The organism is Pseudaquabacterium terrae (assembly GCF_013266755.1).
GTDB classification, from domain to species: Bacteria; Pseudomonadota; Gammaproteobacteria; order Burkholderiales; family Burkholderiaceae_C; genus Pseudaquabacterium; species Pseudaquabacterium terrae.
On the sequence record NZ_JABRWJ010000003.1, the window covers coordinates 192,794 to 204,607 of the forward strand.

An 11,814-nucleotide genomic window follows, 5' to 3' on the forward strand; every position below is an offset into this window, starting at 1 on the left:
CCTGTTGTTCGCGCGATTCTGGCTCGGCCGCGCGGCCTCCCCCTCGAACAAGGGAGGCGCCCGCGCGCCAGGCCGGAAGCGAGAAAAACTGCCGCTGCGCTGTCACCGGACTCGCCGATAGTCCGCCACCTGGGAGAACGCTGCATGAACAAGATTCAAACGTTGGACAACGGTGACGTGCAACTCGTGGTGAAGCAGGCCGACGGCCACCTCAAGGCGCGCCGCTTCAGGATGCACCTGGGCCATGTGGTCGAGGTGCACGAGGACCACAAGGTCCGCCGCGTCGGGCCGGAGCTGAGCTACCGCGGACCGGCGCTGCTGGTGCGCACGACGCTCGCGGAGACGATCCTCGCGGCGAGCGGCGCGCTGGCCGACTCGGCGCTCAAGGCCGCCGCGCACCGGCAGTTGCCCGAACTGGCGCACTGAAGCCGTCCCGAGCCGCCCTGCGTGCCGTCGGATCGTCCGGCGGTCCGCGCAGTTGCACGATGGCCAGGCGCGTGCCGGACGTGAGACCGCGCTGCGCCTCCTGTACGGCGGCCTGCGGCGAACGCACGCCCGGGTCGACGGCGAACGACATCGTCGCCGGCTGCACCGAGATGCGCACGCTCTGCGCCTTCACGCCACGCACGCGTCGCACCACCTCTTTCAGGCGGCGGGCATCGAGCGGCCCGGTGACCTCGCAGAACACCATCACGTCGCCGCTCGCCGCGGCGCGGCTCACCACGCCGTGGTCGTAGGTCGCGGCGACCTTGTCTTCGGCACAGGCGCCGCAGGCCCGGGCGGCCGAGGGCGCGAACGCCGCCATCACCACCAAGACCGCCGCGACCGGCATCGCCCTCATGGCTTCCTGGCCTGGCTGGCCGCCACCGGCGGCGCGGCCGGCTGCGGCGGCGCCTTGGCCTGCGGCTGCAGGTTCTGATCGGCCCACTTGAAGTAGGCGAGGTACTGCTTGATCTCCTCGTCGCTCAAGCCCTGGTTGGGCATCGGCAGCTTCCACTTGTCGAGCAGCGCCTTCGCCGTCGCGTCGGTCTGCAGCATCTGCTCGGGCGCCTTCAGCCAGCGCGTCAGCCAGGCCGCGTCGTGGCGCTTGGTCGTGCCCAGCACGTCGGGGCCGAGCTTGTCGCCGCCGCCGACCGAATGGCAGGCCAGGCACTTCGACTCGAAGGCGAGCTTGCCCTGCACCGCCTGCGGATCGGTCGGCGAGCCCGGGGCCGGGATGTTGTGGTGCTCCGGCGCGCCGCCCTCGGGCTTGCCGCCCGCGGCGATCAGGCCGACCGCCCCCTGCGACGCGTTGGCGAAGTGGTGGTCGACCATCACGTAGCTGCCGGCCTCGGGAATGATGAACTCCACGATGGCCCCGCTCGAGGAGCCGAGCAGCACGGTCTGCATGCCGCGGAACTGGTTGTCCGGGTTGCCGTCGACCCACACCCGGTCGAAGATGGTGCCGACGACGTGGAAGCTCGAGGTGTTGGACGGCCCGACGTTCATCACGAACAGGCGCACGCGCTCGCCGGGCTTGGCGTCCAGCGGCTTGTCGACCATGCCGTTGTGGCGGCCATTGAACACCGTGTAGGTCGGCGCCTTGGCGCGCAGGCGGTCGTTGTCGAGCACGTGGAGGATCTGCCCATTCACCTTGCTCTTGCGCGGGTCGGGGCGGGTGTAGAACTCGCTCTGCGTGACGGCGTACTCGCGGTCGACCTTGGTCGGATAGCCGGCGCGCGGCTCGACGATCATCATCCCGTACATGCCCGAGGCGATGTGCTCCAGCACCATCGGCGTGCCGCAGTGGTACATGAACACGCCCGGGTAATTCAGCGTGAACTCGAATGCGATGGTCTGGCCCGGCGCGATCGAGCGGTACTTGTCCTGCGGCGACACCATCGCCGAGTGGAAGTCCATCGAGTGCATCATCGGCGCGGCGGTCATGCGCAGGCCGGGCACCGGCTCGTCGGAGCGGTTGCTCATCGTGAACTTGATGCGGTCGCCGACCCGGGCGCGCACCACCGGGCCCGGCACCGTGTCGCCGAAAGTCCAGGCGCTGAACATCACGCCGGGCGCGATCTCGATGATCTTGTGGGTGGTGTCGAGTCGGATTTCCTTGACCGGCCCGGGGGTCAGCGGCTTGAGCACCGCGCCCATGGTCAGCGCGTCGCCGGCTGCGAAGGGGCCGGTGTGGCGCTCGTTCGTGACCACCGCCGCCGGCGTCTTGAAATCCATCTCCAGCAGGTCGTAGAGGTCGGGCTTGGCTGCCGCCGCGGGGCTGGGTGTTGACGGCGCCGTCGCGCCGTCGCCGCTGCCGCCGCCGCGGCAGGCCACCAGCGTCAGCACGAGCGCTGCGGACAGCGCTGAACAGGCCCACGAGCGCCGGCGCAAACGTGCGGCTCTCTCAACCAAAGTGAGCGGCTTGCGGGCATGTCTCATGGGATCTCCTTGCACCGTTGCGGGCCTTGTCCACATGGACCGCAAGACGTTGCTCGCACCGGCGAGCCCGGTCTGTGCGCTGGCGCACGGCGCGACGCGATCGTCGAACGATCGCTGCGGGGCTAAAGTCGGCCCGACGACGGAGGTGACCGATGATCACGCGACGAACCGTGCTGTTGTCTGCCCCGCTGCTCGGGCTGCCTTTCGCCGGCGTGAGAGCGCAGGCCTTCCCGAGCAAACCGCTGCGCTACATCGTGCCGGTGCCGCCCGGCGGCGGCAGCGACTTCGTCGGCCGCACGGTGTGCGAGCGCTGGGGCAGGCTGCTGGGCCAGAGCTTCATCGTCGACAACATCGGCGGCGGCGGCGGCGTGATCGCCGCCACGGCGACGATCAAGGCGCCCGCCGACGGCTACACGCTGATGCAGGGCTATGTGGCCACGCACGGCACCAGCCCGGCCACGCGCCGGCTGCCCTACGACCCGATCAAGGACTTCACGCCGGTGGGCATGATCGGCGGCACGCCGAACGTGCTGGTGGTGAACGCCACGCTGCCGGTCAACGACCTCAAGGGCTTCGTCGAGTACCTGAAGGCGAACCCGGGCAAGTTCAGCTACGGCTCGGCCGGCAACGGCACGCTGACGCAGCTGGTGATGGAGCTGTTCAAGCAGCAGACCGGCACCTTCGTCGTGCACGTGCCCTATCGCGGGATCGCACCGGCCTTCAACGACCTGCTGGGCGGGCAGACGCAGGCGATGTTCCCGGGCCTGGCCGCGGCGCTGCCGCACATCCGCTCGGGCCGGGTCAAGGCGCTGGCGCTGACCGGCCAGCAACGCCAGGCCACGGTGAAGGACGTGCCGACGATGATCGAGTCGGGCTTCCAGGGATTCGACGCGCTGCAGTGGTACGGCGTCGTCGGCCCGGCCGGCCTGCCGGCGCCGATCGTCAAGCAGCTGAACGACACGCTCAACGAGGTGCTGACGGCCACCGACATGAAGGACAAGCTGGCCGGCGAAGCCGTCGAGCCGATGCCGATGCGGCCGGAGCAGTTCGGCAGCTACATGCAGGCCGACCTGATGCGCTGGAAGGCGCTGGCCGCCGAGCGCAACATCCGCCTGGAAGAGTGAGCACCGCATGGCACGCAACACCCAGGTCGCCGCCGACCACGCCGCTCCGCCGATCACGCAGATCCTGGCCGGCTTCGTCGCCACCCATCCGTCGCGCGGATGGTCCAACGCGGTCGAGCACGAAGCGCAACGCACCTTCCTGAACTGGGCCGGCTGCGCCGTCGGCGCGGCCACGCACGAGGCGATGCGGGCCGCGCTGGCCGCCGTGCAGGTGCTGCAGCCCACCGCGCAGGCCAGCGTGCTCGGCCGCCGCGAGCAGGTGGACATCGCGAGCGCGGCGCTGCTGAACGGCATCAGCTCGCACACCTTCGATTTCGACGACACGCACCTGTTGACCATCATCCATCCGGCCGGGCCGGTGGCCTCGGCCGCGCTGGCGCTGGCCGAACACCTGGATGCGAGCGGGCGCGCGCTGATCGACGCGCTGGTGCTCGGCATCGACGTGTCCTGCCGCATCGGCAACCTGATGTACCCGGAACACTACGACCGCGGCTGGCACATCACCGGATCGACCGGTAGCTTGGGCGCCGCCGCGGCCTGCGCCCGGCTGCTCGGGCTGGACACCCACGCCACGGCGATGGCGCTGGGCATCGCCGCCTCGCAGCCGGTGGGGCTGCGCGAGCAGTTCGGCACGATGACCAAGCCGTTCCACCCGGGCGCCGCGGCGCGGGCCGGGCTGACGTCGGCGCTGCTCGCGCAGCACGGCTTCACGGCCAGCACGCGGGCGCTGGAGGCCCCGCGCGGCTACGCGCAGACGGTGTCGACCAAATGCGCCTGGCACGAAGCGACCGACGAGCTGGGCGAGCGCTTCGAGATCTCCTTCAACACCTACAAGCCCTTCGCCTGCGGCATCGTCATCCATCCGGTCATCGATGCCAGCGTGCAGCTGCGCGAACAGGGTGTGCGGGCGGAGGACATCCAGCGCATCGAGCTGCGGGTGCACTCGCTGGTGCTGGAGCTCACCGGCAAGCAGGAACCGGCGAATGGCCTGGAGGCCAAGTTCAGCGTCTACCACGGCTGCGCGGCGGGGCTGATCTTCGGTCGCGCCGGCGAGCCCCAGTTCGCCGATGAGATCGTCACGCGCGACGACGTCGTGGCGCTGCGCCGCAAGGTGACGGCCACCGTGGACGATTCGATCGACGAAGCCGCGGCGCACGTGAGCGCGACGCTGGCCGATGGCCGGCGCGTGCAGGTCGTCGTCGAACACGCCATCGGCTCGCTGAAGCGGCCGATGAGCGACGCCGCGCTCGAGGCGAAGTTCAGCGACCAGGCCGAGCCGGTGCTGGGTGCCGACCGCACGGCGCAGCTGATCGCCGCCTGCCGCGGGATTGCCGATCTGCCGAGCGTGCGCGCGCTCGCTGCGCTGGCGCGGCCCGCCGCCGGTTAAGACCCGGGCGCGCGCTTCACGCGTGCAACGGCAGGTAGCGCACCGCGAGCACGCCTTCGATCGCCGCGATGTCCGCCAGCACCGACGGCGCCACCGCGCTGTCGACGTCGACCAGCGTGTAGGCCACGTCGCCGCGCGACTTGTTGACCATGTTGTGGATGTTCAGCCCGGCCTGGGCCATCGCGGTCGAGATCTGGCCCAGCATGTTGGGCACGTTGGCATTGGCGATCGCGACGCGGTAATCCGACTCGCGGCCCATCGCCACCGCGGGAAAGTTGACCGAGTTCGCGACGTTGCCGTGCTCCAGGTAGTCGCGCAGCTGGTCGACCACCATCAGCGCGCAGTTCTCTTCCGCTTCGCGCGTCGATGCGCCCAGGTGCGGCAGCGCGATGAACTTCGGATGGGCCAGCAGCGCCGGGCTCGGGAAGTCGCAGACGTAGTAACCGAGCTGCTTGCGGTTCAGCGCCGCCAGCACCGCGCCTTCGTTGACGACGCCTTCGCGCGAGAAGTTCAGCAGCACCGCGCCGGGCTTCATCTGCATCACGTTGTCGGCGTTGACCAAGTCGCGGGTCGCGTCGACCAGCGGCACGTGCAGCGTGATGAAGTGCGAGCCGCGCAGCACCTCGGCGACGCTGTGCGCCTTGCGCACCTGCGCCGGCAGGCTCCAGGCGGCGTCGACCGTGATCTCCGGGTCGTAGCCCATCACGTTCATGCCGAGCTTGATCGCGGCATCGGCCACCAGGCAGCCGACCTTGCCGAGACCGACGATGCCCAGTGTCTGGCCGGCGAGCTCGATGCCGGCGAAGGCCTTCTTGCCCTCCTCGACCGCGCGCTCGATGTCGGCCGCCTGCGCGTCGAGCCCGGCGACGAAGTGCAGCGCCGCCGGCAGGTTGCGCGCCGCCAGCAGCATGCCGGCGACCACCAGCTCCTTGACCGCGTTGGCATTCGCGCCCGGCGCATTGAACACCGGCACGCCGCGCGCGCTCATCGCCTTGACGGGGATGTTGTTGGTGCCGGCGCCGGCCCGCGCGATCGCGCGCACGCTGGCCGGGATCTGCATGCCGTGCATGTCGGCCGAACGCAGCAGCACCGCGCTCGGATCGGCCACGTGCTCGCCGACGGTGTAGCGCTCGGCCGGCAGCTTGGCCAGGCCGCGCGGCGAGATCTGGTTCAGCACCAGGATGTTGAGGTGCTCAGCCATGAGACGCCTCGAACTCCTTCATGTAGGCCACCAGTGCCTTCACCCCGTCGACCGGCATCGCGTTGTAGATCGATGCGCGCATGCCGCCCACCGAGCGGTGGCCCTTGAGCTGCAGCATGCCGCGCTCTTCGGCGCCTTTGAGGAAGGCCGCGTCCAGCGCGTCGTCGCGCAGCTTGAACGGCACGTTCATCAGCGAGCGGTCTTCGCGCGCCACCGGGTTGCGGTAGAAGCTGCTGCTGTCGAGGTAGTCGTACAGCAGCGCCGCCTTGGCGCGGTTGTGAACCTCCATCGCGGCCAGCCCGCCGTTCGACTTGAGCCACTGGAAGGTCAGCCCGGCGATGTAGATCGCGTAGGTCGGCGGGGTGTTGTACATCGAGTCGTTGTCGGCCTGCGTCTTCAGATCGAAGGCCGACGGCGTGATCGGCAGCGCCTGGCCGATCAGGTCGTCGCGCACGATGACGATCGTCAGCCCCGACGGGCCGATGTTCTTCTGCGCGCCACCGTAGATCAGGCCGTAGCGGCTGACGTCGACCGGCCGCGACAGGATGTTCGACGACATGTCGGCGACCAGCGGCACGCTGCCGGTGTCCGGCGTCCAGTGGTATTCGACGCCGCCGATCGTTTCGTTGGAGCAGATGTGCACGTAGGCGGCGTTCGGGTCGAGCTTCCAGCTGTCCTGCTTCGGCACGCTGGTGAAGTGGCCGGCCTCGGCGCTGGCAGCGACGTTGACGCTGCAGTACTTGCCGGCCTCCTTCAGCGACTTCTTCGACCACTCGCCGGTGTTCACGTAGTCGGCGCCCGCCTTGCCGCGCAGCAGGTTCATCGGCACGAAGGCGTTCTGGCCGATTGCGCCGCCCTGCAGGAACAGCACCTTGTAGTTGGCCGGAATGGCCATCAGCTCGCGCAGCAGTTTCTCGGCTTCGGCGTGGATCGCGATGAACTCTTTGCCGCGGTGGCTCATCTCCATCACCGACATGCCGGAACCATGCCAGTCGAGCATCTCTTCGGCGGCCTGGCGCAGCACGGGTTCAGGCAGGGTCGCCGGACCGGCGGAGAAGTTGAAAACACGCGTCATTCAAGGGCTCCGGGAGTGGCACAACGCGTGCGGCGCACGCGAGGGGCGAGCATATCGGATCGCCTGCCCGCCGCCGCTCCCCAAGCCATTCAAGCCCAGCCGCCGCCCAGCGTGCGGTACAGCGTCACCTGGTTCGTCAGCCGCGCCAGCTGCACGCCGATCAGCGCCTGCCGGGCAGTGACCATCTCGCGCTGGGCGTCGAGCACTTCCAGGTAGCCTTGCGCGCCTTGGCGGAAGCGGATGTCGGACAGGCGGAAGGCATCGGCCGTCGCCGCGACCAGCGACTGCTGCGCATCGAGCTGCTCGCCCATCGTGCCGCGCTGTGCCAGCGCGTCGGCGACGTCGCGGAACGCGCGTTGGATGGCTGCCTCGTAGTGCGCGATCGCGATGTCGCGGTCGACCTGCGCCACGTCGAGCGCGGCGCGCCGGCGGCCGCCGTCGAAGATCGGCAGCACGATCTGCGGCACGAAGGCCCAGGCACCGGCGCCGCCCTGGAACAGCTCGCCCAGCGCGCGGCTGGCGACGCCGCCGCTGGCGGTCAGCGTGACGCTCGGGAAGAACGCGGCGCGCGCGGCGCCGATGTGCGCGTTCGCGGCCATCAGCCGATGCTCGGCCGCGCGGATGTCCGGGCGGCGCTGCAGCAGCTGCGACGGCACGCCCGCCGGCAGCGTGTCCTGCGCCGCCACCGGCGCCAGCGATTCGGGCAGCAGCTCGGCCGACAGCGGCGCGCCGACCAGCAGCGCCAGCGCGTTCTGATGCTGCGCGACGCGGGTCGTGAAGCGCGCCAGGTCGGCGCGCGCGGAGTCGACGGTGGTCTGCGCGCGGCGCAGGTCGATCTGCGACGCGACGCCCGACTCGACGCGGTGGCGGATCAGCGTGTGCGCGCTGCGCTGGTTGTCCAGCGTCTCGCGCGCCAGGCGTTGCCGCTCGCGGTCCGCCGCCAGCTCGAGCCAGGCGCTCGCGACCTCGGCGACCAGGCTGATCTGCGCGCTGCGCCGGGCCTCCTCGGTGGCCAGGAACTGCTGCAGCGCGGCGTCGTCCAGGCTGCGCACGCGGCCGAAGAAGTCGAGCTCATAACTGCTGATGCCGATGGCCGCGTCGTGCCGGCGGATGGTTTCGGCGCGGCCGCTGGGCGCGAGGCCGGCCGGCGTGCGCTGCAGCGACGACGACAGGCCGGCGTCGAACGACGGCAGCCGGTCCGCACGCTCGATGCGATGCAGCGCACGCGCGCGCTCGATGTTCAGCGCCGCGACGCCGAGATCGCGGTTGTGCTGCAGCGCCAGGCCGATCAGCGTGCGCAGCCGTGCATCGGTGAAGAACTGCTGCCAGGCCAGCGGCTCGGCCAGCGCGCCGTCCGCGGCAGCGCTCGCGCCGGGCCACGCCGCCGGCACCGGTGCGGCGGGCCGCTGGTAGTCCGGCGCCAGGCTGGTGCAACCGGCCAGCACCAGCGCCGTCACCAGCAGCGAGATCGATCTCATCGTTTGACTCCTTGTTCGTTTGTTCAGGAGTGGCATCAGGCCGCGACAACCGCGCCCGGCGCCACCTCGTCCGCGCCGGCGGCAGCCTGCGCTGCCCGGCGGTCCTTCGCGATCAGCATGTAGAACACCGGCACGACGACCAGCGTGAACAGCGTGCCGATGACCATGCCGCTGACCAGCACCGTGCCGATGCTGTTGCGCGCCTGCGCGCCAGGCCCCGACACCAGCACCAGCGGCAGGTGGCCGAAGACCGTCGCGGCCGAGGTCATCAGCACCGGCCGCAGCCGTGTCAGCGCCGCCTCGCGCAGGGCAGCGAGCTTGGCGTGGCCACGGGCCTGCAGCGTATTGGCGAACTCGACGATCAGGATGCCGTTCTTCGCGACCAGCCCGACCAGCGTGATCAGCCCGACCTGCGAGTAGATGTTGATCGTCGTCAGGTCGAGGAAGCTGAACACCAGCGCACCGGAGATCGCCAGCGGCACCGAGCCGAGCAGCACGATCAGCGGATCGCGAAAGCTCCTGAACTGTGCCGCCAACACCAGGTAGATCAGCACCAGGCTGAAGCCCAGCGTCACCGCCAGCGCCGAGCCTTCGTGGCGGATCTGGCGCGACTCGCCCGCGTGGTCCAGCACCACGCGGCCGTCGCCGGCCGAACGCGCCGCAACCTCCAGCACGCGCAAACCTTCTTCCTTCGTCACGCCCGGCGCGACGCCGCCGAACACGCGCAGCGCGTTGCGCTGCTGGAAGCGGTTCAGCGTGCGCGGCGCGGTGCTGGTCTCGATGCGCGCGAAGGTCGACACCGGCACCAACGCACCGCCCGGGGTCCTGATCTTCAGGTCGAGCAGCGGCGCGATCGACGCGCGGCCGTCGTCGCCGATCTGCGGAATGACCTTGTAGCTGCGATCGAACCAGTTGAAGCGGTTGACGTGGTTGCCGCCGAGCAGCGTGCCGAGCTCGCGGCCGACGCTGGCCAGGTCGAGCCCTAGGTCGGCGATGCGCTCGCGGTCGAGCACCACGCGCGCCTCCGGCAGGTCGAGCTTCAGGTCGGTGTCGACGTAGAGGAACTTGCCGCTCTTCATGCCGGCATTCACGACCTGGCCGACGATCTGCAGCTGCTGCTCGAGCGGCTCGTCGCTCTGCAGCACCAGCTCGACGTCGTACTGCCCGGGCGTCGGCAGCGGCGGATCGAGCCGCGGGAACACGCGCAGCCCCGGCACCTGCGACAACGCACCGTAGACCTCACCGTACATCTGTTCGGTCGAGCGCTCGCGCTCGGTCCACGGCTTGACGACGATGCCGCCGAAGCCGCCCCAATTGGCCGTCAGCGACCAGGTGAACTCGGTCTCGGGGAAGGCCTGCACCGCCTTCACGATGTCCAGATGGTCCCGGGTCGTCGCGGCCAGCGACGCATCGGGCGAGGCTTCGTAGAACAGGCTGATGTGGCGCTGGTCCTCCACCGGCGCCAGCTCCTGGCGCGAGAAGGTGTACAGCGGCCAGGCCGCCGCGGTGATCAGCAGCGCGCCGGCGACGATGGCCGTGCGCAGGCCGAGCGCGACGTCCAGCACGCGGCCGTAGGCGGCGCGCACGCGGTCGAACTGGCGGTTGACGAAGCGCGTCAGCCGGCCCTCGTGGCCGCCCTCGTGCACGAAGTGCGCGCTCATCACCGGCGACAGCGTCACCGCGACGATGCCCGAGACGACCACCGCCGCCGCCAGCGTGATCGCAAATTCGAGGAACAGCGCGCCGGTCAGGCCGCTCTGGATGCCGATCGGCGCATACACCGCGGCCAGCGTGATCGTCATCGCGACGATCGGGCCGAACAGCTCGCGCGCACCGGCCAGCGCCGCATCGAAACGCGACTTGCCGTCGCGCACGTGGCGCTCGACGTTCTCGACGACGACGATCGCGTCGTCGACCACCAGCCCCACCGACAGCACGATCGCCAGCAGCGTCAGCAGGTTCAGGCTGAAGCCGAAGGCGAACATCACCGCGCCGGCGCCGATCAGCGACACCGGCATCGCCACCAGCGGCACGAGCGCGGTGCGCGCCGAGCCGAGGAACAGGAACACCACCAGCGCGACGATGGCGACGGTCTCGGCCAGCGTCTTGCTGATCTCCGTCAGCGCGTCGCGCATGAACATCGTGCCGTCCCACACCAGGCGCATTTCGATGTCCCTGGGCAGCGCCGGGCGCAGCTCGTCCATCTTCGCGCGCAGGCGGTCAGCCACCTCCAGCTCGTTGGCGCCGGGCACCGGCCAGATGCCGAGGTAGACGGCCTCCTGCGCGTTGTACTTCGCGGCCAGCTGCGCCTCCTCGGCGCCGAGCTCGACGCGCGCGACATCGGCCAGCCGCACCACCGCGCCGCGCCGCTCGGCGACGATCAGCTGCTTGAATTCGTCGACCGAGCGCAGGTCGGTGTTGGCGAGCACATTGACCTGCACCTGGTCGTTGCGCGTCTGGCCGACCGCGGCGAGGTAGTTGTTGCGCTGCAGGGCAGCCTGCACGTCGCCGGGCGTGAGGTTCAGCGCGGCCAGGCGATCGGGGTCGATCCACACGCGCATGGCGATGTTGCGGCCGCCTTCGTTGTTGGTGACGCGCTGCACGCCGTCGATCGTCGCCAGCCGCGGCTGCACGTTGCGCAGCAGGTAGTCGGTGATCGCCGAGACGCTGCGCTCGCCGGAGCTGAAGCTCAGGTAGAAGGTGCCGTAGGGCCGGTCGGCGCGTTGTACCTCCACCGCCGGCGGCTCGGCATCGCCGGGCAATTCGGAGCGCACCTGCTGCAGCCGCGCCGTCACCTCGGCCAGCGCGGCGGTCGCGCTGTGGTTCAGCTTCAGCCGCACGGTGACGGTGCTGACGCCGGCGCGGCTGCTCGATTCGACGTGGTCGACGCCTGAGATCGCCGACACCGAGCGTTCGATCGGCGTCGTCAGGAAGCCGCGCACCGTCTCCGCGCCGGCGCCGGTGTAGACCGTGGTGATGACGATCGACGAGCTTTCGAGGTTCGGGTACTGCTGCACCGGCAAGGTCGACAGGGCGCGCCAGCCGACCAGCGCGATAACCAGGTTGACCACCACGGCCAGGACCGGGTGGCGGATGAAGAGATCGGTGAAGGAACGCATGGCCGTGCC

9 protein-coding genes are annotated in these 11,814 nt (G+C 70.1%); 3 read left to right on the plus strand and 6 right to left on the minus strand.

The genetic code is table 11. From position 1 onward, the window contains the following. Window positions 1–144 precede the first annotated feature (144 nt). Window positions 145–426, plus strand: a complete 282-nt coding sequence (locus HLB44_RS09910) for a hypothetical protein (RefSeq protein ID WP_173122421.1) — start codon at window positions 145–147, stop codon at window positions 424–426. Here HLB44_RS09910 and HLB44_RS09915 read toward each other — a convergent pair. Then, window positions 383–841 carry a hypothetical protein gene (locus HLB44_RS09915; protein WP_173122422.1) on the minus strand — a complete coding sequence of 153 codons (459 nt, stop codon included), beginning with the start codon at window positions 839–841 and terminating at the stop codon, window positions 383–385. The genes HLB44_RS09910 and HLB44_RS09915 overlap by 44 nt on opposite strands. Continuing rightward, window positions 838–2,421, minus strand: a complete 1,584-nt coding sequence (locus tag HLB44_RS09920) for a multicopper oxidase domain-containing protein (protein ID WP_246312184.1) — start codon at window positions 2,419–2,421, stop codon at window positions 838–840. The genes HLB44_RS09915 and HLB44_RS09920 overlap by 4 nt, the downstream gene beginning before the upstream one ends. A 155-nt stretch (window positions 2,422–2,576) precedes the next feature. Between HLB44_RS09920 and HLB44_RS09925 the strand changes: the two genes are divergently transcribed. Beyond that, a complete protein-coding gene (locus HLB44_RS09925; RefSeq protein ID WP_173122936.1) occupies window positions 2,577–3,545 on the plus strand; it encodes a tripartite tricarboxylate transporter substrate-binding protein in 969 nt (322 codons plus the stop codon). A gap of 7 nt (window positions 3,546–3,552) precedes the next feature. Continuing rightward, complete coding sequence (locus HLB44_RS09930) at window positions 3,553–4,932, plus strand: MmgE/PrpD family protein (RefSeq protein WP_173122424.1); 1,380 nt, start codon at window positions 3,553–3,555, stop codon at window positions 4,930–4,932. A 16-nt stretch (window positions 4,933–4,948) separates the two neighbouring features. Here the strand turns inward: HLB44_RS09930 and HLB44_RS09935 are convergent, their stop codons facing one another. From HLB44_RS09935 to HLB44_RS09950, 4 genes are all read right to left on the minus strand, one after another. After that, window positions 4,949–6,133, minus strand: a complete 1,185-nt coding sequence (locus HLB44_RS09935) for a phosphoglycerate dehydrogenase (RefSeq protein WP_173122425.1) — start codon at window positions 6,131–6,133, stop codon at window positions 4,949–4,951. After that, a complete protein-coding gene (gene serC / locus HLB44_RS09940; protein WP_173122426.1) occupies window positions 6,126–7,208 on the minus strand; it encodes a 3-phosphoserine/phosphohydroxythreonine transaminase in 1,083 nt (360 codons plus the stop codon). The genes HLB44_RS09935 and serC overlap by 8 nt, the downstream gene beginning before the upstream one ends. Window positions 7,209–7,297: 89 nt before the next feature. Beyond that, on the minus strand, window positions 7,298–8,686 hold the full coding sequence (locus tag HLB44_RS09945) for an efflux transporter outer membrane subunit (RefSeq protein WP_173122427.1): 1,389 nt from the start codon (window positions 8,684–8,686) through the stop codon (window positions 7,298–7,300). Window positions 8,687–8,721: 35 nt separating this feature from the next. Beyond that, complete coding sequence (locus HLB44_RS09950) at window positions 8,722–11,805, minus strand: efflux RND transporter permease subunit (RefSeq protein ID WP_173122428.1); 3,084 nt, start codon at window positions 11,803–11,805, stop codon at window positions 8,722–8,724. Between the last annotated feature and the right edge of the window lie 9 nt (window positions 11,806–11,814).